The 26,284-nt window shown below is 67.8% G+C and carries 25 protein-coding genes; 5 read left to right on the top strand and 20 right to left on the bottom strand.

From position 1 onward, the window contains the following. Positions 1 to 8 precede the first annotated feature (8 nt). The 17 genes from ACFPOB_RS16725 to ACFPOB_RS16805 form a co-directional block, all read right to left on the bottom strand. Positions 9 to 872 (bottom strand): energy transducer TonB, encoded by an 864-nt coding sequence (locus tag ACFPOB_RS16725; protein WP_377799543.1) that lies wholly within the window; start codon positions 870 to 872, stop codon positions 9 to 11. Further along, positions 869 to 1,321 carry a TonB system transport protein ExbD gene (gene exbD / locus ACFPOB_RS16730; protein WP_377799544.1) on the bottom strand — a complete coding sequence of 151 codons (453 nt, stop codon included), beginning with the start codon at positions 1,319 to 1,321 and terminating at the stop codon, positions 869 to 871. Before exbD ends, ACFPOB_RS16725 begins: the two co-directional genes overlap by 4 nt. Positions 1,322 to 1,325: 4 nt before the next feature. Beyond that, the gene (gene exbB / locus ACFPOB_RS16735) at positions 1,326 to 2,384 is read right to left on the bottom strand and encodes a tonB-system energizer ExbB (protein ID WP_377799545.1); all 1,059 of its coding nucleotides are present in this window, start codon (positions 2,382 to 2,384) and stop codon (positions 1,326 to 1,328) included. 342 nt (positions 2,385 to 2,726) lie between these two features. Then, complete coding sequence (locus tag ACFPOB_RS16740; RefSeq protein WP_377799546.1) at positions 2,727 to 3,491, bottom strand: SDR family NAD(P)-dependent oxidoreductase; 765 nt, start codon at positions 3,489 to 3,491, stop codon at positions 2,727 to 2,729. Continuing rightward, positions 3,488 to 5,227, bottom strand: a complete 1,740-nt coding sequence (locus tag ACFPOB_RS16745; RefSeq protein WP_377799547.1) for an SMP-30/gluconolactonase/LRE family protein — start codon at positions 5,225 to 5,227, stop codon at positions 3,488 to 3,490. Before ACFPOB_RS16745 ends, ACFPOB_RS16740 begins: the two co-directional genes overlap by 4 nt. After that, positions 5,167 to 6,150, bottom strand: coding sequence for an NAD-dependent epimerase/dehydratase family protein (locus ACFPOB_RS16750; protein ID WP_377799548.1), 984 nt, complete (start codon positions 6,148 to 6,150; stop codon positions 5,167 to 5,169). The genes ACFPOB_RS16745 and ACFPOB_RS16750 overlap by 61 nt, the downstream gene beginning before the upstream one ends. Beyond that, a complete protein-coding gene (locus ACFPOB_RS16755) occupies positions 6,147 to 7,268 on the bottom strand; it encodes an ABC transporter ATP-binding protein (RefSeq protein WP_377799549.1) in 1,122 nt (373 codons plus the stop codon). The genes ACFPOB_RS16750 and ACFPOB_RS16755 overlap by 4 nt, the downstream gene beginning before the upstream one ends. Positions 7,269 to 7,277: 9 nt before the next feature. After that, the gene (locus tag ACFPOB_RS16760) at positions 7,278 to 8,108 is read right to left on the bottom strand and encodes a carbohydrate ABC transporter permease (protein WP_377799550.1); all 831 of its coding nucleotides are present in this window, start codon (positions 8,106 to 8,108) and stop codon (positions 7,278 to 7,280) included. Between the two features lie 216 nt (positions 8,109 to 8,324). Next, on the bottom strand, positions 8,325 to 9,230 hold the full coding sequence (locus ACFPOB_RS16765) for a carbohydrate ABC transporter permease (RefSeq protein ID WP_377799551.1): 906 nt from the start codon (positions 9,228 to 9,230) through the stop codon (positions 8,325 to 8,327). Positions 9,231 to 9,348: 118 nt separating this feature from the next. Next, positions 9,349 to 10,620, bottom strand: coding sequence for an ABC transporter substrate-binding protein (locus tag ACFPOB_RS16770; protein ID WP_377799552.1), 1,272 nt, complete (start codon positions 10,618 to 10,620; stop codon positions 9,349 to 9,351). Between the two features lie 30 nt (positions 10,621 to 10,650). Next, complete coding sequence (locus ACFPOB_RS16775) at positions 10,651 to 11,820, bottom strand: mandelate racemase/muconate lactonizing enzyme family protein (protein ID WP_377799553.1); 1,170 nt, start codon at positions 11,818 to 11,820, stop codon at positions 10,651 to 10,653. Next, the gene (locus ACFPOB_RS16780) at positions 11,820 to 12,734 is read right to left on the bottom strand and encodes a dihydrodipicolinate synthase family protein (RefSeq protein ID WP_377799568.1); all 915 of its coding nucleotides are present in this window, start codon (positions 12,732 to 12,734) and stop codon (positions 11,820 to 11,822) included. The genes ACFPOB_RS16775 and ACFPOB_RS16780 overlap by 1 nt, the downstream gene beginning before the upstream one ends. A 159-nt stretch (positions 12,735 to 12,893) precedes the next feature. After that, the gene (locus ACFPOB_RS16785) at positions 12,894 to 13,370 is read right to left on the bottom strand and encodes a copper chaperone PCu(A)C (RefSeq protein ID WP_377799554.1); all 477 of its coding nucleotides are present in this window, start codon (positions 13,368 to 13,370) and stop codon (positions 12,894 to 12,896) included. Between the two features lie 35 nt (positions 13,371 to 13,405). Further along, positions 13,406 to 14,995 (bottom strand): copper resistance CopC/CopD family protein, encoded by a 1,590-nt coding sequence (locus tag ACFPOB_RS16790; protein WP_377799555.1) that lies wholly within the window; start codon positions 14,993 to 14,995, stop codon positions 13,406 to 13,408. A 40-nt stretch (positions 14,996 to 15,035) separates the two neighbouring features. Beyond that, entirely contained in the window at positions 15,036 to 15,554 is a 519-nt protein-coding gene (locus ACFPOB_RS16795; protein ID WP_377799556.1) for a YcnI family copper-binding membrane protein, read from the bottom strand. Between the two features lie 181 nt (positions 15,555 to 15,735). After that, positions 15,736 to 16,101 (bottom strand): hypothetical protein, encoded by a 366-nt coding sequence (locus ACFPOB_RS16800; protein WP_377799557.1) that lies wholly within the window; start codon positions 16,099 to 16,101, stop codon positions 15,736 to 15,738. 88 nt (positions 16,102 to 16,189) lie between these two features. Continuing rightward, positions 16,190 to 16,609, bottom strand: coding sequence for a MerR family transcriptional regulator (locus ACFPOB_RS16805; RefSeq protein WP_377799569.1), 420 nt, complete (start codon positions 16,607 to 16,609; stop codon positions 16,190 to 16,192). 104 nt (positions 16,610 to 16,713) lie between these two features. Between ACFPOB_RS16805 and ACFPOB_RS16810 the strand changes: the two genes are divergently transcribed. The 5 genes from ACFPOB_RS16810 (at position 16,714) to ACFPOB_RS16830 (ending at position 21,687) form a co-directional block, all read left to right on the top strand. Further along, complete coding sequence (locus ACFPOB_RS16810; RefSeq protein ID WP_377799558.1) at positions 16,714 to 18,990, top strand: heavy metal translocating P-type ATPase; 2,277 nt, start codon at positions 16,714 to 16,716, stop codon at positions 18,988 to 18,990. Positions 18,991 to 19,054: 64 nt separating this feature from the next. Then, positions 19,055 to 19,555 (top strand): signal peptidase II, encoded by a 501-nt coding sequence (lspA, locus tag ACFPOB_RS16815; RefSeq protein ID WP_377799559.1) that lies wholly within the window; start codon positions 19,055 to 19,057, stop codon positions 19,553 to 19,555. Positions 19,556 to 19,596: 41 nt separating this feature from the next. Beyond that, entirely contained in the window at positions 19,597 to 19,899 is a 303-nt protein-coding gene (locus tag ACFPOB_RS16820) for a hypothetical protein (RefSeq protein WP_377799560.1), read from the top strand. Positions 19,900 to 19,969: 70 nt separating this feature from the next. Then, entirely contained in the window at positions 19,970 to 21,031 is a 1,062-nt protein-coding gene (locus tag ACFPOB_RS16825; RefSeq protein ID WP_377799561.1) for a L,D-transpeptidase family protein, read from the top strand. 32 nt (positions 21,032 to 21,063) lie between these two features. After that, positions 21,064 to 21,687, top strand: coding sequence for an SCO family protein (locus ACFPOB_RS16830; protein WP_377799562.1), 624 nt, complete (start codon positions 21,064 to 21,066; stop codon positions 21,685 to 21,687). A gap of 6 nt (positions 21,688 to 21,693) precedes the next feature. Here the strand turns inward: ACFPOB_RS16830 and ACFPOB_RS16835 are convergent, their stop codons facing one another. The 3 genes from ACFPOB_RS16835 to ACFPOB_RS16845 all read right to left on the bottom strand — a co-directional run bounded on the left by ACFPOB_RS16835 (position 21,694) and on the right by ACFPOB_RS16845 (position 25,946). Then, positions 21,694 to 23,076 (bottom strand): aldehyde dehydrogenase family protein, encoded by a 1,383-nt coding sequence (locus ACFPOB_RS16835; RefSeq protein ID WP_377799563.1) that lies wholly within the window; start codon positions 23,074 to 23,076, stop codon positions 21,694 to 21,696. A 162-nt stretch (positions 23,077 to 23,238) separates the two neighbouring features. Beyond that, entirely contained in the window at positions 23,239 to 24,894 is a 1,656-nt protein-coding gene (locus ACFPOB_RS16840; protein WP_377799564.1) for an acetolactate synthase large subunit, read from the bottom strand. 83 nt (positions 24,895 to 24,977) lie between these two features. Continuing rightward, the gene (locus ACFPOB_RS16845) at positions 24,978 to 25,946 is read right to left on the bottom strand and encodes an ornithine cyclodeaminase family protein (RefSeq protein ID WP_377799565.1); all 969 of its coding nucleotides are present in this window, start codon (positions 25,944 to 25,946) and stop codon (positions 24,978 to 24,980) included. Positions 25,947 to 26,284 lie beyond the last annotated feature (338 nt).

Consider the following 26,284-nt stretch of genomic DNA (forward strand, 5'->3'; position numbering starts at 1 on the left):
CGGAAGCCTTACCGGCTAAATCGTACCGGCACCGACAGAGAGATGGCGCCGCCGCCACCGACGCCCGGTGGCGGAGCCGGGACCGGGCTGGCGCGGCGGATCATCGCCGCCGCCTCGGCATCAAGCGCGGAATCGCCCGATGAGCCGACGACGCGCGACGAGAGCACATTGCCGCTGCGGTCGATCGCGAAGGCGACCTGGACCGTGCCCGGGCTCGCCCCGCCGGGGAAACGCTTGTAGCGGTTGAGATGGGCGATCAGCGAGCCGCGCCAGGAAGCGGTCGAGACCGTCGGCTGGCTGGCCGTGCCCTGCGCCGCGTTGGTCGGCGCCGAGGCGCGCTGCTCCGAAGGCTTTGGCGCAACGGCTTCCTTCGCGCGCTGCTCGACCGGCTTGCGCTCGACGATCTTCTTCGGCTTGGGCTTTTCCTTCTTCTCGACGACCTTCGGCGGCGGCTTCTTTTCGACCGGCTTCGGCTCGGGCGGAGGCGGCAGCAGCACGGCGTCGAGCTTCGGGATCTGCGGCAGCTCGGGAAGTTTGATCTCGGGTTGCTGGATCGGAATTGGTTCCGGAACGGCTTCCGGCTCCGGCTCCGGCTCCGGCGGTGGTGTTTCCTTGACCGGCTCGGGCGGCGGCGGCTCCGGTTCGGCCCGCTCCGGCGCGACCGGCAGCTCCTCGGGCGGTGCCTCGGGCGCGACCGAGAGCGCGGCGAGTTCGATCATCACTGCCGGCTCGGGCGCACCTGCGGCGGCTTCCGCCGGGCGCCAATGCACGCCGACCCAGGCGAGCCCGCCATGAGCCGCGGCGACGGCGACCGCGGCGACGCTCCAGCGCAATGCGGTCAGCCAGCGGCGATGCGGCGCGGTTGTGATCACGGCTTGCCAGCTCCCTGCGTCGCGCCCTGGCCGGTGTCTTCAAGGCCGACCAGCGCGATCTTGAGATAGCCAGCCTGGCGTAGCCGGTTCATCACCTCCATCAGCTCGCGATAGGCCACGGCTCCGTCGGCGCGCAGGAAGACGCGCTGCTCGCGATCATTGTTCGTCTGCTGGTCGAGCACCGCCTGCAATTGCTCGCGCAGCACCGTGTCGTTGCCGAGCGCGAGCGAGAGGTCCTGCTTCACGGTCAGGAAGACTGGCTTGTCAGGCCGCGGTTGTGGCTGCGCGTTCGAAACCGGCAGATCGACCGCGACGTCGACGGTCGAGAGCGGGGCTGCGACCATGAAGATGATCAGCAGCACCAGGATCACGTCGATGAACGGCGTGACGTTGATCTCGCTGACCTCGCCAAGATCGCCGTCCTGGGCTTCCTTGAGCGAAACCGCCATCGTCTCACTCCGCCGGAACGCGCGGCATCGCCACCGGCGGGGCCGGCACCGCATGCAGATTGGCGCGGACCTGCTGCGCGGCCTGGCGGCGCAGCCGCTCGAGATCACGCGAGAGATGGCGCAGCACTTCGCCCGAGGCATCGGAGAGCGTGGCGCGGTAGCCGGCGATGGCGCGGGCGAAGACGTTGTAGATGATCACGGCCGGGATCGCGGCGACGAGGCCGATCGCAGTCGCCAGAAGCGCCTCGGCGATGCCGGGCGCGACGACGGCGAGATTGGTCGTCTTCGACTGGCTGATGCCGATGAACGAGTTCATGATGCCCCAGACCGTGCCGAACAGGCCGACGAAGGGGGCGGTCGAGCCGATGGTGGCGAGCAGGCCGGTGCCGCGCGCCATGCTGCGGCCGGCTCTGGCCTCGATTCGCGACAGCGCGATCGCGGCGCGCTCCTTGATGCCGTCCTCGCCGAGATCGTCCGAGCGCTGGCGCTCGCTCTGGGCGGCGCCGACCAGCTCCGCGACCGTGCCGCGGGCCTGTCCCTTGCGGCCGGCAATCGCGCGCGCGGCTTCGTCGAGACTGACGGCCTCTTCCAGCCGGCGCACGGCGCGCTGCGCCCGCGTCTTGGCGGCGGCGAGTTCGAGCGCCTTGGCGAGCCAGATTGTCCAGGTCACCAGCGAGGCGAAGGCGAGGCCGAGCATCACCGCCTTCACGACGATGTCGGCGGCCATGAACATGCCCCAAGGCGAAAGATCGTGCGGCAGGGTGGCCTGCGCGGCGATGGGAGCCGGTGCGGGAGGCGTCGCGGCCTGGGGCGTGGCCACGGGATTCGGCGCAGCGGCGCTCGGAGAAGCAGGCGCGGCCTGGCCGACCGGAGCGGGCGCGGCCGGTGCGGGCATTGAAGCTGCCGGCGCGGCGGGCGAGCCGCCATGTGCGCCGGAGGGGCTCGTCTGCTGCTGTGCTGGCGCCGTTTCGGCCGGAGCGGTCTGGGCGATGGCGACGAAGCCCGCCATAGGCATGGCCGCAATGGTTGTCGCGAGCAGGACTGAGCCGATCAAACGCTGCATCGAATAGATCCATGGTCTTTCGGCGCCCCTCCTTGGCGGGAGCGCTTTCCGGGCGGAGCTGCATCCGAGGCGCAGCGCCGGGCGACCGCGAGACGGCATCGTGAGGACATCGTCGGCCGCGATCGTCCCCAGCAGTTAAACCAGAGCGAATTGGTAAGCAAATACAATAGTTTACATGTATTCTAAACTAAGGCTTCCGCTGCTCTCCGTCCGGAACAGTTCAAGTATTCCGGATGCATGGCCGGCAGCTCGGCTTGCTTCACCTTTGCGCGAGGACCAAGCCTCGAGCGGGATGTCGGGCGGGCCGGACGAGGCTCCCATCGCGTCCTGGCATGCACTGCCTCAGACCGTGCCGGCATCGACGATGAAGTTCTGCCCGGCGCACATGCGCGAGACGTCGGAGCAGAGAAAGAGCACCATCTGAGCGATGTCCTCCGGCAGGATCTCGCCCTTCAGCGCCTGGGCGGTCTGGTTGGCCGCTCCCTTCTCCTGCGTCCACCAATTGGTGCGCTGGCGCTCGGTCATCACCCAGCCCGGCGTGACGCAGTTGACTCGGATGCCATCCGGCCCGAGCGCCCGCGCCAGCGAGCGGGTGAAGCCGATCACCGCCGATTTCGCCGTGGTGTAGGCGATCATCTGCGGCGAGCCCTTCATCCACGAGGTCGAGGACAGATTGACCAGCGCCCCGCCGCCGAGGCCGCGCATATCCGGCGCCAGCGCCTGCGCGACGAACAGCATCGGCCGCAGGTTCACAGCGAGGCGATCGTCCCAATAGGCTTCGGTGACCGCATCGAAATCATGCCGCTCGTCATGGCCGGCATTGTTCACGCCGATCGCGAACGGGCCGTACAGGCTGCGCGCCGCCGCGATCGCCGCCTGCGTCGCCGGGATGTCGCGCAAGTCGACGTGATGGAACGAGGCGGTGCCGCCGGCGGCCGTGATCTCAGCGGCGAGCCGCCCGCCGCGCTCGGCGTCGATATCGAGGAAGGCGACCTTGGCGCCCTGCCGCGCCAGCGCCTCGACAATGGCGCGGCCGATGCCGTCGGCGCCGCCAGTGACCAATGCCGCCTTGCCGGCGAGATCGGGATAGCTGGCTTCGACCCTCACCCGCCGAACTCCGCGGCGGGGAGGCCGGGCACGTCGACCGGAAAGGTGAAGAGACCGCCCGAGAAGGGCGCCTCCGCCAGCACGCGTGAGGGCAGGCGGATGCGCGCCGTGGTGATGAACAGCGTCTTCAGATCGGGCCCACCGAAGGCAAGGCTGGTCGGGCGCGGCACCGGCAGCCAGACCTCGCGATCGAGCCGGCCATCCGGCGCATAGCGGTGCACGCACCAGCCATCCCAGATCGCGCACCAGACGAAGCCCTCGGCATCGACGGCGAGCCCGTCCGGGCGGCCGGCGACCTCGGTGAAGATGCGGCGATTGGCGAGCGTGCCCGCCTTGGCGTCGAAGTCGTAGGCATAGATGCAGCCATGGGCGGAATCGACGAAGTAAAAGCTCCGGCCGTCCGGGCTCCAGTCGAGCCCGTTGGCGACGGTGAGCCCGCTTTCCTGTCGTTGCCAGCTGAGGTCCGGCGCGATCGCGTAGAGCGAGCCGGAGGCACGGCTGGCATCAAGCCGCATCGTTCCGGCCCAGAGCCGGCCCTGCCGGTCGCATTTGCCGTCGTTGAAGCGGTTGTCGGGGATGTCGGCCTCCGGATCGGCGAGCGCGGTCAGCCGGCCGCTAGCGAAGTCGAAAGCCTCCAGCCCGTCCTGCGTCAGGACGACGAGGCCACCGCCACGGCGGCCGAGCACGGCGCTGACCAGGCGCGGCAGTGTCACCTCCTCGTTGTTCCCGGTCGCCGGGTCGAAGCGGTTCACCGAGGGCGCGAGGATGTCGACCCAGTAGAGCCGCTGCTCCCCGGCAGACCAGTAAGGGCCTTCGGCGAGATGGGCGCCCCAGGGCAGCACGCATTGCACGTTCGAGTCGACCGGACGCGCCGAGCGCGGCGCCGGGGAAATGTTCATCTGCGTCGCGCCGACATTGCCGGAGATCTGTCGTGCGGCCGCCATCAGGTCACGGCCGGTGGTGTGCAATCGCTCCCGCGTCAGCCGCGAGGATGGGCCGAACACGCCGATCGCCGCGACCGCCCGCCCGGTATGGTCGAAGATCGGCGCGGCGACCGAGGCGACGCCGGCGACGTGCTCCTCCTGCGAGACGGCGTAGCCGCGCGCCCGGGTCAGCGCGAGGTCGGCGGCGAGCGCCTCCTCCTCGGTGATGGTGGTCTCGGTGAAGCGTTCGAGCTTGAGCCGGTCGACCAGCGCGCGCTGCTCATGCGGCTGGACGAAAGCGAGCAGGGCCTTGCCGCCGGCAGTGCAGTGGAGTGGCGCGCGCCGGCCGATCTCGATGCGGAAGCCATAGGGGCCGCCGCGACTGCGCTGGTCGATATAAAGCACCTCGCCATTGTCGATGGCGCAGAGCGCGGCGGTCTCGCGCGTCTCCTCGGCGAGCCGGTCCAGCGCCGGCGCGCCGGCGCCGCGCAGGTCGAAGGATTCCCAGACGCGATGAGCGAGCTCGAACAGGCGGTGGCCGAGCCGATAGGTGTGGTCGCTCTCCTCGTGCCTGATCAGGCGGAAGGTCAGCAGCGTGTTGAGCATTCGCGCCAGCGTGCCCTTGGGCAGGCCGGTCGCGGCCTGCAGGTCGCGGAAGCGCGGCGGCGCCGAGGCCTCGCCGATCACGTCGAGGAGGTAGAGGCCCTTGGCGAGGGCGGCTGCGCCGGTCGGGACGTCGCGCTCGTCCGGCGTCAGGACGCGCGCTTCACCCGCGCCTGCGCCGCCTCGCCGATCATGCGCTCGAAGGTCCATTGCGGCTCGTATCCCAGTTCGGTCCGGATCCTGGCGTTCGACGTCTCGTAGAAGACGCCGGCGCCCGGCAGGTCGATGGTCTTCAACGGCAGCCCCGTCAACTGCGCCATCATCGGCAGCGCGACGGCGAAGTCGACCGGCTCGGTCGCACCGAGATTATAGGTGCGGCCGGCGGCGCGCTCGTCCGCCAGCGCGAGCAGGATGCCGGCGACCATGTCGCGGGTGTCGGTGATGTGCATGCGGAAGGGCCGGCCGGCCTCGTTGCGCGACAGCACCAGGGCCTCGCGTCCATCGTCGATGGCGCGCAGCGCCGCGAGGGCAGCGACGTTGCCGAAGCCCTCCTGTTGCCTGATCTTCGGCTGCAGGAAAAAGCGCGGGCCGGAGAAGAAGCTGCCGGGGTCGAGCAGTTCCCCCGCATCCTGCGTGTGCGAAAAGCGCAGGATGGTCGCCGGGGTACCGCCGGTCCGCTCGAAGAAGCGCACGATCTCTTCGCCCAGGAGCTTGCTCAAACCGTAGGGCGAACGCGGCTTCAGCGGGTGGTCCTCGTCGATCGGCTGATAGTCCGGCACATTCTCGGGATAGACTTCACCCGAGGAGGCGAAGACGAGCCGCTTTGGCGGCGCCGCCGCGGCCTCCTCCAGCAGCACGCGCGTGCCCTCGACATTGGCGGTGAAGAGCTTGTCGCGAGCGACCGGCAGCCAGGACATGAAGGCGCCGAGATGCAGGATCGCCTCGGCGCCTTGCACGGCCTCCCTCGCCGCAGCGCGATCGTCGAAGCCGCCGAGCACCTCGCGGAAAGCGAGGTGATCGATGCCGCTGGCGCGCAGGTCGAAGCCGGTGACGCGATGGCCCGCTGCGAGCAGTTCGCGGGCGACACGCGAGCCGACGCGCCCGGCGCTGCCGGTGACCAGGATCGTGCTCATCGGATCGCCTCGCCGCTGGCGGCATCGAAGACATGCAGGCGCGCCGGGTCGAAGGAAAGCGTCAACATTGCCTCGGGTGGCCGCGGCTCGGGATTGATCAGGCGCGCGATCAGCGAGGTCCGCCGCGCCCCATCCTCGCCGCCGGAACCTGCCTCGCGGCGATGCTCCTCGGGGAGGTCGACATAGACATATTGCTCGCTGCCGAGGCTCTCGATCAGCCGCGGGCTCACCGGGAACGAGACCTGCCCAGGCCCCGCGGCGATGTGCTCAGGCCGCAGGCCGACGATGATCTCCTTGCCGGCGAGCGCGGCAGCGTTCGCGACAGGCAGCGTCACATCATGGCCGAACAGCTTCGCGGTCACGCCGATGCCAGCGGCCTGTGCCTGCGCCTTCAAAAAATTCATGCCGGGCGAGCCGATGAAGCCGGCGACGAAGAGATTGGCCGGCTCGCGGAACATCACCTCGGGCGAAGCGATCTGCTGGATCACGCCGTCCTTCATGATGACGATGCGGTCGGCCATCGTCATCGCCTCGGTCTGGTCGTGGGTGACGTAGATCGTGGTGACGCGCAGCCTCTTGTGCAGGGCGCTGATCTCGGCGCGGGTGTGCACGCGCAATTTGGCGTCGAGATTGGAGAGTGGCTCGTCCATCAGAAAGGCCTGCGGCTCGCGCACGATCGCCCGGCCGAGCGCGACGCGCTGACGCTGGCCGCCGGAGAGGGCACGCGGCCGCCGCTCGAGCAAATGGTCGATGCCGAGAATTTTTGCGGCCTCGTTGACGCGCCGCTCGATCTCGGCCGCATCGGTGCCGCGCATCTTAAGGCCGAAGCCCATATTCTTGCGCACGGTGAGATGGGGGTAGAGCGCGTAGTTCTGGAAGACCATGGCGATGTCGCGGTCGCCCGGCGCGAGGTCGGTGACATCCCGCTCGCCGATCGCGATCGTGCCGGAAGAGGCCTCCTCCAGACCGGCGAGGATCTTGAGCATGGTCGACTTGCCGCAGCCGGATGGCCCGACGAGGACGACGAATTCGCCATCGGCGATGTCGAGCGAGAACGCCTTGAGGACGGTGAGCCCGCCATAGGATTTGGTGACGCTGTCGATGCGGATTCCGGCCATGGGACGTCTCTACTTCTCGGCCCCGGCCGTCAGGCCGCCGACGAGATAGCGTTCGAGGAACAGGTAGATGAGCAGGATCGGCAGCGCGACGAGGATGGAAGCGGCGGAGATGTCGCTCCAGTTCGAGATGTACTCGCCCTTCATCGTGGTGATACCGAGATTGGCGGTCCAGTTGCCCTGGGCGTTGGTCAGGAACGTCCGGGCATAGGCATAGTCCGACCAGGACAGGACGAAGCCGTAGAGCGCGGTCGCCGCCAGCCCCGGCGCGGAGACCGGCAGGATCACCCGCACCAGCGCGCCGAGCGGCGAGCAGCCGTCGACCATCGCCGCCTGTTCGAGCTCGCGTGGGATCGTGTCGAAATAGCCCTTCAGCATCCAGGTGGTGAACGGGATGATCAGCGTGGCGTGGGCGAGGATGATCGACCACAGGCTGCCGATCAGCTCGAGATTGCGGAAGATGCCGAAGAGCGGGATCACCAGCAGCGTCGCCGGCAGCATCTTGGCAGTCAGGATGAAGAGCCCGAGCGACTGGCCGCCACGCACCCGGAAGCGCGACAGGCTGTAGCCGGCGAGCACCGAGACGACCATCGAGATCGCGACGGCGCCGATCGCTGCCAGTGCCGAATTGCCGAGCCAGAGCAGGATCGGCCGCTCGGCCATGATCTGGCCGAACACGCCCCAACGTGGCTCGGCCGGCCAGAAGCTCGGCGGCAATTGCCGCAGCTGGCTCGGCTCGGAGAGCGCGGTGACGACGAGCCAGTAGATCGGGAAGACCAGGATGGCGCAGGTTGCGATCACGAGCGCGTAGAGGCCGATGCTGCGGAGCGAGCGGCGTTTCATGATCGCACTCCCTGCTGCTGCCACGACCTGTCCTCTCCCCCCTTGTGGGGGAGAGTTAGAGAGGGGGGTATGCCACCCTCGACATGCGCTGCGTCTGGCGCGGAGAGTCCTGCGGGTGCGATACCCCCCTCCCAACCCTCCCCCACAAGGGGGGAGGGCTTGCGCCCGAAACGAGCGTCGAGACCAGCTTTGGACAAGTGAACCATCGCCGCCTCCTCAGATGTTGTCCGGCGCGCGGGCGATCATCAGCCGGCTCGCGATCACGCAGACGATCAGGGTGATGACGCCGATGGCCGAGGCGTAGCCCATCTTGAAGAAGCCGAAGGCCTGCTCGTAGGTCATGATCGAGAGCGACTGCGTCGCCTTCAGCGGGCCGCCACCGGTCAGCACGTAGATGATCGAGAAGTCGCGGAAGACCCAGAGCATCACCAGGACGAGCGTTACCCCGATCACCGGCATCAGCGAGGGTATGGTGATGTGGATGAGGCGCTGCCAGGCGCGGGCGCCGTCGACCTTGGCGGCGTTGTAGAAATCCTCGGGGATCGACTGCAGCCCGGCCAGCATCATGATCGAGACGAAGGGATAGCCCTTCCAGACCATCACCGTGCAGACCACGGCGAAGGCAGCGTCGGGCGAGGAGAACCAGTTGATCGTCTGGTCGACCAGGCCGAGCCTGATGAAGAGCCAGTTCATCAGCCCGAAGGAGGAATCGAACAGCCAGGCGAAGATCACCACCGCGATCACTTCCGGGATCGCCCAAGGCAGGGCGACGAGCAGCCGCGCCAGCGCCTGGCCCTTAAAGCGGTTGTTGACCAGCAGCGCGGTGCCCAGGCCGAGCAGGAAGCAGAAGAAGGAGACGATGGTGACGAGCTTGAACGTCACCCAGCAGGCGTTCCAGAAATCCTCGGAGGCGAAGAGCCGTTCGTAATTGGCGGTCGTGAACGGCCGCCGCGGCTGGTCGAGCCGGGCGATGTTGACGTTCTGGAAGGAGAGATCGACCGAGACGAACAGCGGATAGACGATGATCAGCGCGATCAGCAGCACCGCCGGCGCGAGCAGGAGATAGCCGAGCCAGTGCCGCCGGCTCGGGCGGGCGAGGTCGAGAAAGGCTGATCGGGGCATGGGGCCTCCTTGCCGAAGCTCGTCATTCTCGGGCGGAGCGAAGCGCAGACCCGAGAATGACGAGAGGGCGCTGGTTTCCGAGATGGCCGGGTCAAGCCCGGCCATGACGGCACTCCGGCTACTGCTTCTGCAGCGCCTCGGCCTTGGCCTGCATCGTCGCCGCGACCGCCTTCGGGTCGAGGTCCTGGATGATCATGCGCTGCGATTCTTCCATGACCATCTTGGCGAACTCGTTGAACTGCAACTCCAGCCCCTTCGGGATGCGGTCGACCTTGGCGTCGGCTGCCGCTTTCGTCGCCTGCACCAAGAGGTCGAAATGCGGCGTGTCCTTGGTCGCGGCCGAGGTGTCGGCGCGCGGGGAGGGCGGCGGCGAGGCACCGAGCGTCGCATAGCTCGACTGGAACTTGTCCGAGGTCGCGATGGCGATGAAGTCCCAGACCAGCTTCTTGTTCTCCTTGGGCGCATCGGCGGCGATGCCGAGCACGTTGGAGGAGCCGCCGACCGGCGGCTTGAACGGCACCATGCCGAGCTTGATCTGGTCCTTGGCCTTGCCTTTCTGGATGATCGGGTAGAGCCAGGGCCCGTCCATCTTCATCGCGATCTTGCCGTCGGCGAACATCTGGCGGACCTCGCCGGCCGCCAGGTCGCGCGGGGTCAGGCTGGTCTTGACGATGGTCTTCCAGCGCGACAGGCCCTCGATCATCTCCGGCGTATTGATCGTCACCTTGCCGGCATCATTGGTCCAGCGCCCGCCGGCATCGAGCGTGTAGTTCATCATCTCGCTCATATACTGGCCGCCGCCGCCCTTGGTCTCGTGGCCGGTGCCGAACTGGTCGGTGATGCCGTCGCCGTTGAGGTCCTTGGTCAGCTTCTGCGCCGCGGCGAGGAATTCGGCATAGGTTTTCGGGACGGCAAGACCTTCCTTCTTCAGGAGGTCTTCGTTGTAGGCGAAGATGTAGCCGAAATAGAGCATCATCGTGCAGACGGTCTGCTTGTTCCAGCTGCAGGTGTCCTGCCCGGCCCAGCCCTTGAGGTCGAGTTTCGCCTCCTTGATGTAAGGATCGAGCGGCTCCAGCCAGCCATTATCGGCGAATTTCTGGAACTCGAAGGAGGCGAGGTGGACGATATCCGGCGGCTTGCCGCCGGCGAACAGCGTCGTCATCGTGTCGGCATAGGCGCCGCGCTCGACCTTGGTCCATTCGATCTTGACGCCGGGATGCGTCGCCTCGAATTCCTTGATCACCGAGCCCCACCAGTCGCCGACGCCGCGCTCGTCCTTCTGCCAGGAGACGAATTTCAACACCTTGCCCTGCGCCCAGGCGGCGCCGGGGAGAAAGCCGGCGGCGAGCGCGAGCGCAGCCGCGGAGATTGCAAGCCTTGTCCTCGTCATGGTCTCCTCCTCCCTTGGTTTTTCTAGTCGCTAGAGCCGCTTCAGCAGCTTGAGCGCTTCCTTCGATGGCTCGACCCCGAGGCCCGGACCGCTCGGCAAACGATAGAAGCCGCCGCTGCAGTCCATGTCGCCGAGCAGCAGCCGCCGGTTCGGCTCGAAGATCGAGTGCTGGAATTCGTGGCATTCGACCGCCGCGAGCGCCGAGGATGCATGCAGGCTCGCCGCGAGGAACAGGCCGATGCCGATCGTGGCATGCGGGATGACCCTGAGGTGGTGCGCCTGCGCATAGAGGCCGATGCGCATGAACTCGGTGACGCCCTTATGGCCCATCTCGGGCTGCACGATCGCGCAGGCCCGCCGGCCGGCGCGCGGCACGAGATCGTAGACAGTGCGCCATTCCTCGCCGGCTGCGACCGGCGTCGAGACCTTGGACGCCACATGGGCGAGACCGTCGAGATCCTCCGGCTTCACCGGTGCCTCGGCGAACCAGAGCCCATGCGGCTCCATCGCCCGGATCGCCGCGACGGCCTCTTCGCCGGTATGGACCCAGTGCATGTCGCAGGCGATGCGGGCTTGCGGGCCCAGCCGCTCGCGCAGCGTCGCGATCTCCGCGACATTGCCGTCATCGGCGACCGGCGCGGCGAACTTGAAGCTGCCGAAGCCCTTGTCCTGCCATTCCGCCGCGAACTCGGCACGCTCCGCCCGCGTCGGCTTCGGCAGCCCGGAGATGTAAGCCGGCAAACGCTCATGCTTCTGCCCGCCGAGCAGCTTGACCAGCGGCAGGCTGGAAAGCTTGCCGCAGAGGTCCCAGAGCGCGATGTCGATCGCGGCGAGGGCGTCGAGATAGAAGCCCCCGGTATAGCCGCGCACCCGCATCAGATCGTAGAGATCGTCATGGATGACGCTGACGTCGCGCGGGTCGCGCCCGACGACGAAGGGGCCGAGCAGGTCGTCGATGATCGCCATCGTCGCGCCGGGGGCGACGATGCCATAGGTCTCGCCCCAGCCGACCGCGCCGCTTGCCGTCTCGATCCGCACGATCACGGTGCGGTCGACGGTCGGATAGACCGTGCGGTTGCCCTTGCGGACGATATAGCCGTGGTCGTTGACGCGCTCGCCCTCGCGCAAGGCGCCGAGATAGGGCGTCTCGCGCGGAATGGTGATCGAGAAGACCTCGACGCGGGCGACGCGCTCGGCCATCAGACGCCTCCGGCGAGCATCGGCTCGCGCGCATCGACTGTCATGAGGTCGGCGCAGGCATCCAGCCAGGCGTCGATCTCGGCGACATCGAGCGCATCCATCGGCGGCACCTTCGCCCGCACGACCTGGTTGGTCAGCACGCCGCGCCGCGTCAGCACATGCTTGGTGAAGGCCATGCGGAAATTAAACTGGATCACCAGCAGCGGCAGCGTCCGCATATAGAGATCGCGCGCGCGATCGATGTCGCCGCTGCGATAGGCCCGGTCGATCGCGACATGGATGTCGGCGAGCTCGACCGCCGGCATCGCGCCACAAGCACCGCGATTGTATTCGTCGATCAGATAGCGCGCCCCGCCGCCGCCGATCACGCCTTTCAGATGCTCCGGCTTGCCGGCCGCGATCGCCGAGATGGCGAGGCCAGACGGCAGCGTCTCCTCCTTGACATAGCTGATCGCCGGATTGGCGCCGACGATTTGCAGGATTGCCTCGGGCTTGAGGTCGGAGCCGCGCGGCGCCGGCGCGTTCTGCAGCACGATCTCGATGCCGGGCACGGCCGCGGCGATCTCGCCATAGAAGGCCGAGACCGCTTCCGTCGTCGCGCCGACGCTCTTGGGCGCCTGGATCATGACGTGGCGAATGCCGTTGGCGAGCGCCTCGCGGCAATGCGAGATCGCCTCAGCCGCAGTCGGGGCGCTCGCCCCGGCGACGATCGGGACGCGCTTGCCGACCCTGGTCACCACCACCTTCAGCAGCGTCGCCCGCTCGGCCGCAGTGAGCTCGTCGACCTCGCTGGCGAAGCCCGGGAACACCACGCCGTCGACGCCGCAGGCGAGGGCGAAGTCGACGATCCCCGCCATCGCCTCGGGATCGACAGCGCCCGCCTCGGTGAACGGCGTCGGCAACACCGGGAGCATGCCCTGCAGCACTGCGTTCCTCCAATCGATCCATATTATGGATCATTTGTTTTCTCATATGGACCGTACTTCTCATGCCTGAAACCGTCAAGCGGGCATGAAAAAGGCCGCCGGGTTTGCGCCCGGCGGCCTCGATAATTTCGCAGCTTCTGGCGGCGATCAGTGCTTGTGGGCTTCGGCCGGAGCGCGGGCGCCGACCGACTGCACGGAGAATTCGACCGGAACCGCTCCGGCCTTCTCGAAGGTCAGCGTGCCCTTGACCTTCTCGCCCTCCTTGAGCTGGCGCTTCAGATCCATGAACATGATGTGGTAGCCGCCGGGCTTCAACTCGAGCTTGGCGCCGGGCTTGAGCTCGAGGCCATCGGGCAGTCCGCGCATGGTCATCACGCCGTTGTTCATCGCCATTTCGTGGATCTCGACCTTGCCGGCGATCTCGCTGCTGCCGCCGATCAGGCGGTCGGGCGCAGCGCCGGTGTTGGTGACCGCGACATAGCCGCCGGCGACCTTGGCGCCGGCCGGCGTCGCGCGCGTCCAGGGCTGCTCGATCTTGAGCGGGCCGGTCGTGTAGTTCTGGGCGACGGCGGCGCCGCCGAGCGCCAGGGCGGCGACGGCGGTGTAAGCGAGGCGAGAGATCATCGGAAACTCCTTCGGTTGTGAAAGTTGGATCGGGTTCAGGGGCGGATGTCGAGCGTGTCCTTGAGACGGGTCATTTCGAAATCCGAGACCAGGATCTCGAGCTCGATGGTCCAGCGGCCTGCGACGGGAAGCGTCAGATTGCCAACCTGCCAGCTACCGTCCGCCTGCTTCGCAGCCTGCCGCTCGATCGGCTCGATGCCGGCTTCCGGCCGTGACAGGGCAAGCCGCAATTCCTTCGCCGCGAGCGAGCCGAACTGGCCGTCGAGCAGCGAGACGGTGATGGTCACAGGGCCGGTGCGGCCCGGCGTCACGCTGATGTCGGCCATCGCCTTGTCGGTGTGGATATGGACGGTGGCCGGCTGCGCTGCCGCGGCGGCCAGGGCGCGCGGCGGCGGCGTGAAACGCCAGAGCGCGACGACCGCAACGATGGCGACGACGATCGCGATCTCGGCTGCGATGATCCGGGTCAGCAGCGGTCGGGCGCTCGCGCGTCCAGACGCCGCCGCATGCGTCAGCCGGTAGCGATTGAAGGCGCCGAGCCCGATCAGCATTGCGACGAGCACGAGCTTGCCGGTGAGCACGAGGCCGTAGGCTGTGGTCAGCAGGGCTTGCGGATGCTCGACCTGGACGATGGCGAGCGCTAGGCCGCTGAGCACGATGGCGAGCAGCAGCGCTGGAATCCGCCGCGAGAAGCGTCGCAGCGCCTGCACTCCCTCAGGCTGGCGCAGGCCGAAGGCGAGGGGCAGCAGTGCGCCCGCCCAGCCGGCCATGCCGACCGCGTGCAGGAACACGGCGGAGCGGGTCAACATCTGCGGTTCGGCCGCACTGGCATGACCGCTCGCCGCGAGAGCCGTGCCGGCGCCAAGCCAGCCGAGGATTGCGACCAGGCGTCCGCTCTGATCGGGCATGCGGAGCGCGATCAGCGCGACGAGCAAAGCGAGACCGACCACCAGCGCAGTGCGGCCGAAGCTGCTCGCAGCCGCCGCCTGCCAGGCTGCAGGCTCCAACGCGCCGGACAGCGGCAGTGCCAGCGCATCGAGCCCCTGCGCCGCGAAGGCGACCGGCAGCGACAGCAGCCCGAGCACAAGGAAGCCCGCGATCGGCCGGCGCGCGGTTGCGGGAATGGGGGCGATCCACACCATGAAGGCGACACCGCCGATGCCCAAGGCGAGACCGAGATAAAGTCCGAGCTTGCCGAGCCAGAGCGCGATGCGGACCGCCGGCTCGGTCTGGTTGGCGGTGATGGCAGGCGCAGCACTCGGCGCCCCGACCGAGAACAGCACCGAGCCGCCGACCGGATGGCCGTCCTCGGAGACGACGCGCCAGCTCAGTATATGCGTGCCATGGGCAAGGTCGGCCGGTGCGATGATCGTGAGCGTCCGGTCCGCGAGCGCAAAGCGCGTCAGCGCGCGGCTCGTCCCGTCCGGGCCGATCAGGTTTAGCACCAGCGGCGCGACGGGTTCGCTGAAGCTCAGGCTGAATTCGCCGGGTGCGCTGGCGACGACCGCGCCGTCGGCCGGAACGGTCTTCGTCAGGGCGGCATGCGCCAGTGCCTGCCCCGCCGTCGCGAGCGAGGCGAGGGCGAGGCCGAGCAGGACGAGGATAAGGCGAAGCTGCCGGGTCATGCGGTCGGGCAACCGGGCTCGGAAGCCCGGCCGCGCTGCCTCACTTCTTCGGCGTCAGCTTCAGGCCGGGGGCCGGGAACTTGTAGTCGTCCGCTGCCTTGCCGGCCGCCGGGATCTCGATCCAGCGCTCGGTTGCGCCGCCCTCGCATTCCTGCACGACCGGCACGTAAAGCGTGGTCTCGGGCTTGAGATCGGCGGTCAGATAGGCGCGCAGGACGAACTCGTCATAGTGCTCGTCGAGCAGCTTGCCGCCGCTCCAGCTAACTTCGGTGACGCCCTCTGCCGTCGGCGTGCCGTAGTAGTCATAGGACTTCTCGTACTTGCCCTTGGTCGTCTCCAGCGCCCAGCCGGGCTTGGGCATCGGCTTGACCGCGATCACGCCCTCGGGGATGCGGACGCGGACCTTGGTCGTGGCCGCGCCCTTGCAACCATGCGGCACGCGCAGCACGGCCTTGTAAGTCGAGCCGACCGGGGCCTGCTGGGTCTCCAGCGTGACATGGGCGAAGGCCGGGCCGGCAGCGAAAGCCGCGACGAGGGCGGCGACTGAACGGAATTTCATCGTCGAGAGTCCTAACGAAAGGGCGCCAGCACGGCCGGCGCAGCCGCTCGTGGCGGCCGGGGTTCGGGAAGCGCGCGCGATCCGGCAACGGGCCGTCGCGAATGAATGGAGTTGGGAGGGGCCGCTGGCGGCCGTCAGCAAGGGGCAGGCGACGCGAGCAGAGCGCGCAGGCCTATCCTGTTCAGACGCTGGCGGGCGGCGCGCGCGGATTCGCTGGAGAACGCCCGGCGACGAAACCGGCCGGCAGGTCGAGCCGGCGCTGGAAGGCGACGAGATCGACGGTGCGATGGACGATCGGCAGGAAATTGGTCGGGGCGGCTGGAGCTCCGGTGCCGGAGAAAGCGCAGCCGAGCATGCAGCAGCTTATCAGCTCATGCGCGGCGGCGCCGTCGCCCTGGCTCGCCGGCATGTCGCCACCGGCGCAGAGCGTCATCACCAGCGAGCGGTCGAGGCTGAAGTTCGCGGCATTGGCGCCGGAGGCGAGGCCCGCGAAGATCGCCTGCAGCACGACGAGATAGGCCGCGGCTAGCGCGACCCAGCGTCTCATCCCTGCATTGTGGCGCTCTGCGGACAAAACCGACCCTCCTGCCGCTTCGATAGCATGGCTGCCGGCAGGGTCAATTTGCGTCAGTGTCTCAGGCGCTATGGTGCTCGCAATGACTGTGGTCGGCCAGCGCCTCGATCACGGCGCAGTCGCTGGCGGCGACCCCGCCCGAGCAAACCGTTGCGATCCGGGCGAGTTCCGCCTCCAGCGAGCGCAAACGCGCGATCTTGTCGCGCACATCGTCGAGATGTTCGGCCGCGATCGCATGCGCCTCGTCGCAGGCCATGCCGGGTGTGTCCGACAGCCGCAGCAGGGTACGGATGCTCTCGACCGCGAAGCCAAGATCGCGCGCATGCTTGATGAAGGCGAGCCGCTCGACATGGGCGCGGCCATAGCGCCGCTGGTTGCCTTCCGAACGCTCGGGCTCGGGCAGCAGGCCGACCTGCTCGTAGTAGCGGATCGTCTCGACCTTCACTCCGGTGCGCTCGGCCAGCGTCCCGATCGGCATCACGCGCTCGAGAGATTTCGCAGGCCGCATGATTTTTCCTCTTGAAGCTGTAGTGGCTACAGGTTGTAGGTAGGTGGTCCCGCAACGCTGTCAAGCGGAGACGACCTATGGCCACTGCCGCCAAAACCGAAACGGAAACGCTGTCCTGGACGATCGGCGGCATGGATTGCGCGAGCTGCGCGGCGAAGATTCGCGGTGCGGTCGAACGTCTGCCCGGCGTCTCCGACGTCCGCCTTTCCGTGATGTCGGAGACGCTGACCCTCGCCCTCGACGAGAGCCGGACCCGGCGCGACGCCATCGAGAAGCGCGTCGCCAGTCTCGGCTACACCACGAAGCCCGTTGCCAAGCCGGCATCGGAGCCCAAACCGACCGCGACCTGCGGCGGCTGCCACGATCATGGGCCGGCGGACACTGCGCATGGCCACGATCATGGCCACGGCGAGGCGAAGCCGGGCGCCGTCGATCATGGCCACGGCCTGCCCGGCCATGTCCATGAGGCGACGCCGGATGGCGTCTCCTGGTACCGGACCGGCAAGGGCCGGCTCGTCCTGCTGACCGGCGCGCTGCTCGGCGCTGCCTGGCTCGCCAAGTTCACGGTCTCCGAGACGACCGCCTATTGGGCCTTCGTCATCGCCTGCGTGATCGGCGTGGTGCCGGTGGCCCGCCGCGCTTTCGCAGCGGCCAGGGTCGGCATGCCCTTCACCATCGAGATGCTGATGACGATCGCCGCGACCGGCGCGCTGGTCATCGGCGCGGCCGAGGAGGCGGCGCTGGTCGTCTTCCTCTTCGCCGTCGGCGAGGTGCTGGAGGGCGTCGCCGCCGATCGCGCCCGCGCCTCGATCCGGGCACTCGGCGATCTCGTGCCCAAGACCGCCATCGTCGAGGAGAACGGCGAGACCCGGCAGGTCGACGCGGCCGCGCTCAGGGTCGGCCAGATCGTGCTGGTGCGCCCGGGCGACCGCATCCCCGCTGATGGCGCCATCAGCGACGGCATCTCCGGCATCGACGAGAGCCCGATCACCGGCGAATCCGTACCGAAGACCAAGGGCCTCGGCGATCCCGTCTATGCCGGCTCGGTCAATCGCGAGGCGGCCTTGCGCGTGCGCGTTGAGAAGGCGGCGCAGGACAACACCATCGCCCGGATTATCCGCCTGGTCGAGGAGGCGCAGGAGGCGCGCGCCCCGACCGAGCGCTTCATCGACCGCTTCTCGCGTATCTACATGCCGGCGATCGTCGGCCTCGCCATCCTGGTCGCGCTGGTGCCGCCGCTCGCCTTCGGTGGCGAATGGTCAGTCTGGATCTACCGGGCACTGGCGCTGCTGCTGATCGGCTGCCCCTGTGCGCTGGTCATCTCGGTGCCGGCCTCGATCGCGGCGGCGCTCTCGACCGGCGCGCGCCAGGGCCTGCTGCTCAAGGGCGGCGTGGTGATCGAGGCGGCCGCCCGCACTGGCGTCGTCGCCTTCGACAAGACGGGAACGCTGACCGCCGGAGAGCCGCGTGTCACGGAAATCGTCGCGCTCACTAGTGAGGAGCGCAGGGTCGTCGAGCTCGCTGCAGCCGTCGAGACCGGCTCCAGCCACCCGCTGGCGCTCGCCATCCTCGCCCGCGCCAAGGCGGACGGCGTCCCGGTGCGTGCCGCCGCAAACGCAGCTGCGATCGCCGGCAAGGGCGTCACCGGCGAGCTCGACGGCATCGCCGTCTTCGTCGGCGCGCCACGTCATGCCAGGGATCGCGCCAGCTTCGATGCGGCGGCGCTGGAAGCGGTCGAGCGGCTCGAAATCGCCGGCAAGACCGTCGCTGCCGTCATCGCCGATGGTGCGCTTGTGGGACTGATCGCCCTGCGCGACGAGCCGCGCGAAGACGCTGCCGCCGCCATCGCCGAACTCAAGGCGCTCGGCATCCGCTCGGTGATGCTGACCGGCGACAATGCCCGCACTGGCGCCGCCATCGCCGGCTCGCTCGGTCTGGAGCACAAGGCCGAATTGATGCCGGATGACAAGGTCACGGCCATCAAGGAACTCGCGCGTGAAGCGCCGGTGATGATGGTCGGCGACGGCATCAACGACGCCCCCGCACTAGCTGCCGCGAGTATCGGCGTCGCCATGGGCTCGGGCACCGATGTCGCGCTCGAAACGGCCGATGGCGCGGTGCTGAAGAGCCGGGTGCGCGACATCGCCGCCATGATCCGGCTGGCGCGGGCGGCGATGGGCAATATCCGCGCCAATATCGTGATCGCGCTCGGCCTGAAGGCGGTGTTCCTGGTCACCAGTGTGCTCGGCTATACCGGCTTGTGGGTCGCGATCCTCGCCGATACCGGCGCGACCGTGCTGGTGACCGCGAACGCGCTGCGCCTGCTGCGCTTCGACGCCGGCAAGGTCGGCTGAAGGAGCGATCCGTGTCCGGCATGGAGAGCGCGCTCTTCCGCCTCATCGCGGCCGAAGGTGCCGCATGACCTGGCCGCACAGACTTGCCTATGTTGCTGCAATCGCTCTCGCCGCCGCCGGGCTCGATCAGGCCAGCAAATGGCTGATGCTGGAGATCGTGCTCAATCCGCCCCGGCAGATCGCGATCACGCCCTTCCTCAACCTGCGCCTCGGCTTCAACACCGGCGTCAGCTTCGGCCTGTTCCGCGATACGCTGGAAGCCTGGCCCGGCCTGCTCGGCCTGTTCAAGTTCGGGGCCGGCTTCGGCCTTTTGGTCTGGGCGACGTTCGCCGGGCATTGCCTCGAACGTATCGGTCTTTCGCTGATGGCGGGCGGGGCCTTCGGGAATGCGATCGACCGCTGGCGCCAGGGTGCGGTCACCGATTTCCTCGATGTGCATTGGGGCGACTGGCACTGGCCGACCTTCAACGGCGCCGATATCGCGCTGACCCTTGGCGTGGTGCTGATGCTGCTGGCCGCCCTGCCGGCGATGAACCGGGCTGCCGGTCACGCGCAGCGGATCTGAGCCACCGCAATTTCGACACAGGCACAGCTGAAAGCCGCACCATGGAATCGTTCATCGCCGCCTTGGTCTCGCTTCTGATCCTCGACCCGATCCAGGGCGCTATCACCAGCCAGCTCGGGGCGCTCGGCATCCCGCGCGACAGCGCCGAGAAGGTCGCTGCCTGCGCCCGCAGCGCGACACCCGCCATCGTGTCGCGCGTCGGCGAGAATCCGGGCTGGGCTGCCGTCCAGGTCGTCCGCTTCTGGACCGGGATGGCGGGCCCTGATGTCGTGCTGGTCGAGATCGCGCCGCAATGCGCCGGCGCGGTCGAGACGGCCAAGCGCGCCATCGGCCGCTCGGCCTGACATTTTGGGCTACCAGGCTCTGCCGGCGCCGTTCACGAGTCGTTAGCGCCAGACGCCGATAATTTTAGCCATGTCCGATCGCTCTATAGTTCAGCGTCTCCGGCGCTTTGCGCTGCTCGGCGTCGCCGCTGTCGCCCTCTCGTCCTGTGTCGGGATGGAGGGAGACGGCCGTGGCAATCAGCCATTGCCGGCCGCGCTCGTCTCGCAGATGTCGGCGAAGGGCATGAGCCAGGCCGACCCGATCGTCGTGCGCCTCTACAAGAAGGAGAGCGAGCTCGAGGTCTGGAAGCGCGATCGCTCCGGCCAGTATGCCCTGCTCAAGACCTATCCGATGTGCCGCTGGTCCGGCCAGCTCGGCCCGAAGAAGCGCGAGGGCGACCGGCAGGCGCCGGAGGGCTTCTATACGGTGACGCCGGAGCTGATGAATCCGAAATCGGCCTATTACCTGTCCTATAATCTCGGCTATCCCAACGCGCTGGAGAAGGCGCAAGGCTATACCGGCTCGGCCCTGATGATCCACGGCGCCTGCACCTCGGCCGGCTGCTACGCCATGACCGATGACGGTGTCACGGAACTCTATGGTCTCGCGCGCGAAGCCTTCGCCGGCGGCCAGCGCAGCTTCCAGGTCCAGGCCTTCCCCTTCCGGATGACGCCCGAGAACCTGGCGCGCCATCGCAGCAATCCGAACATCGCCTTCTGGCGCAATCTCAAGGAAGGTTCGGATCATTTCGAGGCGACGCGCCAACCGCCTCGGCTCGCGACCTGCGGCGGCCGCTATGTCTTCAATCCGGCGGGCGATGCCTCGGCCTTCGTCCCCGGCGCGCCGTGCCCGGCCTATGAGACCGATCCCGAGGTCGCGCCTCTGGTCGCGGCCCGTAGCGAGCGTGATCAGGCCCGCATTGCCGAACTCTCCGGCAGCTTGCCGGCTATGAGCTATGCGTTGATGGACGGCGGCATGCACCAGAGCTTCCGCAAGCTGTTGCGCACTATCGGGCCGGAGCGCATGCAGCCCATGGTCGCCGGCAAGGTCGAGATCAGCGCGCCGCAGGCGGCGCTGGCCGATCCTTATGGCGCTGGCGGCGACGATGAGCCGCAGCAGGCATCGGCGACCGGGTCGATTCCGTCGCGTTGACGCCGGGCAGGCCGGACGCCAGACAAAACACCATGCCGATCCTCAAGATCATCCGTTACGGCGCCTGGGCTGCCGTTATCCTTGTCGCCTTCGCCACCGGAGCGATCACGCTCGGCTGGTGGCGCGTCGACGGGCCCGGCCGGCCGAACTCGGGCGGGTCCGTATCGACCCCGCTGGCCGATGTCGGCGGCCCCTTCACCTCGACCGACCATACCGGCCGCAAGGTCTCGCAGGCCGATTATCTCGGCAAGCCGACGCTGGTCTTCTTCGGCTTCACCCATTGTCCCGAGGTTTGCCCGACCACGCTGTTCGAGCTTACCACTCTGCTCGGCAAGCTCGGCGCCGACGCCGACAAGCTCAATGTGCTCTTCGTCACCGTCGATCCCGAGCGCGATACGCCGTCGCAGCTTGCGCTCTATCTGCAATCCTTCGATCCGCGCATCGTCGGGCTCTCCGGCACGCAGGAAGAGGTCGATGCGGCACTGAAGGCCTACAAGGCCTATGCCAAGCGCATCCCGACGCAGGACGGATACACCATGGACCACACGGCTTCCGTCTATCTGATGGATGCGGAAGGGCGCTTTCGCAGCCTGATCGATTATCACGAGGAGCAGGACTCGGCGCTGGCCAAGGTCAAGCTGCTGCTCAAGCGCTGAAGGTTCTCAGCGCCTGTTCAGCAGGATCATCTTCTCCTGCGTCATGTCGCGCATGGTGTAGGGGATGCCGCCGGTGCCGTAGCCGGATTCCTTGCGGCCGGCGAAGGGCATCCAGTCGGTGCGGAAGGCGGTCGGGTCGTTGACCATCACCGCCGAGGCGTCGAGCCGTTCGGCGGCGCGCAGCGCAACGTCGATATCTTGTGCGAAGACGCTGGCCTGGAAGGCGACGTTGAGCGAATTGGCCCGGGCGATGGCCTCGTCGAGCTTGCTGTAGCGGTAGACGCAGACCAGCGGGCCGAAGACCTCGAGCTGCGAGACCTTGGCGTCGGCGGCCGGGTCGAGCAGCACCGCCGGTTCCAGCGTCGTCTCCGAGAGCCGCTTGCCGCCGAGCGCAAGTTTCGCCCCGCCCTTCACGGCTTCGTCGATCCAGTTCGCCACCCTATCCGCTTCCTTGGGCAGGATCAGCGGGCCGACCTCGGTCTCCTTCAGCACGGGGTCGCCGGTGCGCAATTTGGTGACGCGCGCCAGCAGCCGCTCGGTGAAGCTATCCGCGATCTCCTCATGCACGTAGATGCGCTGCGTCGAGACGCAGACCTGGCCGGCATGGTAGTAGCCGCCCTTGACCAGCGGCTCGATGATCCTGTCGAGATCGGCGCTGCGATCGACGATCGCCGGCGCCGCCCCGCCATGCTCCAGAGCCGAGCGCGCGCCATGCGCCAGCTTGGAATGCAGGTACCAGCCGACCTTGGCCGAGCCGATGAAGCTGAGGAAGGCGATGCGCTTGTCGGTCACGAGCGCCTCGGCGAGTTCGTTCGTCTCCGGCATGAACATCTGGCACCAGGCCTCCGGCAGCCCGGCCTCGTGCACCAGCGCGACGAAGTCGCGACAGCAGAGCGGCGTCGTGCTCGCCGGCTTGATGATCACCGGGCAGCCGACGGCGATTGCCGGCGCGACCTGGTGGACGATCAGGTTGAGCGGGTGGTTGAAGGCCGAGATCGCTGCGACGATGCCGATCGGCTCCTTGGTGGTGAAGGCCCAGCGGTTCACGGCCGCCGGCGTCAGCCCCATCGGGATTTCGCGCCCGGCGAAATTCCGGAGTTCGTCGGCGGCGTTGTGGACGCCGTCGATGGCGCGGGTGGTCTCGATGATCGCATCGGTCAGCGGCTTGCCGCCTTCGCGTGCGATCTGGCGGGCGAAATGGTCGCGCTTGGCCGACAGGAGCTCGGCGAGCTTGCGCAGGATCGCGATCCGCTCATGCGGTTTGAGCCAGTTATCGCGATCGCGAAAGACTTTTTCGGCCGCTTGCAGCTTGGCTTCGAGCGCCGTGGCATCGTCGGTGGCGATCTCCTCGATCGGGGCGCGATCATAGGCCTGGACCACTGTCAGCATCGGACTATCCTTATCGCTGGAACAACAGCCCTCATCCTGAGGAGCCGCGTAGCGGTGTCTCGAAGGATGGTTCCAGTGATCTCTGGAGCATCCGTCGAGACGCGATTTCTCCGAAATGGCTCCTCAGGATGAGGGCCTTGGGAGTCGAAGGCTGGCTCCGTCTCAAGCCAGCTCGATATCCGGCGTCTTGTTGCGCAGCTCCTCGACGAGCACACGGGTGTTCTCGGAATAGTCGATAGGCACCTCGACGAGATGCACGCCGCCGCCCTCGAAGGCCGCTTCCAGCGTCGGCACCAGCTCGGCTGCCGAGCCGACGCGCGAGCCCTTGGCGCTATAGGCCTTGGCATAGGCGACGAAATCGGGATTGCCGAAGCTCATGCCGTAATCGGCGAAGCCGTCGACCGCCTGCTTCCAGCGGATCATGCCATAGGCGCTGTCGTTGAGGATGACGACGACGAGGTTGAGGCCGAGCCTGACGGCGGTCTCCATCTCCTGGCTGTTCATCATGAAGCCGCCGTCGCCGCAGACCGCCATGACCCGGCGCTGGGGATGCAGCATCGCCGCCATCATCGCCGAGGGCAGACCGGCGCCCATGGTCGCCAGCGCATTGTCGAGCAGCAGCGTGTTGGCGACATGGGTGCGGTAGTTCCGCGCGAACCAGATCTTGTACATGCCGTTGTCGAGGCAGACCATGCCGTCCTCCGGCATCACCGCGCGGATCTCATGGACGATGCGCTGCGGCGTGATCGGGAAGCGATCCTCCTCGGAGCGGTCGTTGAGGTGCGCGAGGATCTTCTGGCGCAATTCCAGCATGACCGGATCGGCTTCGAGCCGGCCGCCCAGCCGCTCCGCCAGCGCCGTGACGGTCGCGCCGATATCGCCGATCACCTCGGCATCGGGGTGGTAGACCTGCTCGACCGTCGCCGACTGGTAGCCGACATGGATCACCTTTGGCCCGCCGGCGCTCTGCATCAGGAAGGGCGGCTTCTCGACTGTGTCGTGGCCGATCGCGATGATCAGGTCGGCCCGGTCGACCGCCTGGTGGACATAGTCGCCCTCGGACAGGGCGGCGGTGCCGACATAGAGGTTTGAGCCGCCGGTGACGGCGCCCTTGCCCATCTGGGTGTTGAAGAAGGGCAGCTTGACCCGCCGCACGAAATCGGAGAGCGGCTCGACCAGTCGCGGCCGGTTGCCGGCGGCGCCGATCATCACCAGAGGCCGCTTGGAAGCGAGGATCATCTCGGCCGCGCGGGCGATCGCCCTCGGATCAGCCACCGGCTGCTCCAGCGGATGCACCGGGATCAGCGGCACATTGGCGACCTCCTCGCCGGCGATGTCCTCCGGCAGTTCGAGATGCACCGGGCCGGGCCGTTCCTCCATCGCGACGCGGAAGGCGTCGCGCACCACCGCCGGGATGCTGGCGGCGCTGACGATCTGCCGGGTCATCTTGGTCAGCGGCTTCATCGAGGCGACGACATCGACGATCTGGAACCGCGCCTGCTTGGCGCTCATGATCGCCTTCTGGCCGGTGATCAGGATCATCGGCATGGCGCCGAGATGGGCATAGGCCGCTCCGGTCGAGAAGTTGAGCGCGCCGGGTCCCAGCGTCGCGATGCAGACGCCCGGCCTGCCGGTCAGCCGGCCATGCGTCGCCGCCATGAAGGCGGCGGCCTGCTCGTGCCGGGTCAGGACGAGCTCGATCTTCGAGGTCCGGAGCGACTCGACGACGTCGAGATTTTCCTCGCCGGGAACGCCGAAGATGCGGTCGACGCCCTCGTTCTCGAGCGCGGCCACCAGGAGATCTGAACCCTTCGTCATTGCCATCGCCCATCCGGAACGCCTCGATGCATGGAAAGTAGGCCTCCTGCACGCGAAGGGAAAGCCGGCGCATGGCAGGGATGCTAGCGCGGCAAGGCGATCCCGATGCCTGCGGTGCGCGCTTTCTCCAGCACGAGATGCGCGAGCGCGAGATCGGCCAGCGCAAAGCCGCGGAAGCAGAACAGCGAGCGCCTCGTTCCGGCATCGGCGAGCGGTGCTTGCGACAGCGTGGTGAGGTCATGGCCGAAGCGGACGCTCGTCACTTGCTGGCCATCGACATCATAGGGCGCCTGCGACTGGGCGAGGCTGTCGGTTACGAGGACATCGAAGGCCGGCAGGGCCTCGGGCAGCAAGCTTCGGCCCGTGTCGACCGCGGCGGCGAAGGCGGCCGGCTTCATTCGCCTGGCATCGAGGAACGGGCGTAAGCCCGGCGCCGCCGGGACCATGGAGATGACGAGATCGCTGCGGGCGAGGAGCGTATCGGCATCGTCGACGATTTCGGTGGCGAGACCGTATGCGTCGGCAGCCTCAGCAAGGCGCTGGGCCGAGCTACGGCTGCGGCTCAGCATCAGCGCGGTCGCGAGACCCGGGTAGAGATCGCAGAAGGCGGCAAGATGAGCATGAGCTTGCAGGCCGCAGCCGACGAAGCCGATCGTGCCTGCTTCGGGCGGCGCGAGCAATGAGGCGGCCGCAGCCGACATAGCTGCGGTCCTCACCAGCGTGATCTCGTCGCCGTCGAGGATCGCGAGCGGGGCGCCCGTGACGTAGTCGCTGACGCAGATCAGCGCGCTCACGCTCGGCATGGAACCGCCCGGCTGCGTCGGGGCGGAAGCGACCCATTTCACCGTGGCGATCTCCTGAGCTTCCGACGCCGCCATCATCGCCTGGAAGGCGTGGCCGGGCCCAAGCGCGAGCGCGCTCTTCGGCAGGCTCCGGTTCAGGCCGGCAGAATGGTCGCTGAAGGCACTGAGCACGGCCTCGCGTGCCTCGCGCGGAGTCACGGCACACGCCCGCACGTCCTGATGCGAGAGATAGAGGAGGGAATTGCTCATCGCTCGGGCCGCTTCGCGAGGGGAGAATGATGGGCCGGTCGGCCCATAAGGACTGGGTATGAGCGCGGGAGCAGTGGCGGGCAAGGTCGAGGGGAGCTGATCAGGTCGAGCGGCTCCCGTCTGGAGCAAAGCGACCGGAGTGGCGATCTGGGTGAAATCGGTCCGGATTTGCCCGGCTCCGTTTGCCGGATAAAGTCTAAGCCATTGAAATCACGCCATTTGCAGGCCGAGATCCACTTTTGTCGAAAAACTTTCATTTGGGTTGTTGACAGGGGCTCGGGGGTGCTCCTATAAAGCGGCCATCGAGACGGCGCCGCCGCTGGCGGGGCCGCTCTACT

The organism is Allobosea eneae (genome assembly GCF_042657265.1).
Taxonomy (GTDB): Bacteria; Pseudomonadota; Alphaproteobacteria; order Rhizobiales; family Beijerinckiaceae; genus Allobosea; species Allobosea eneae.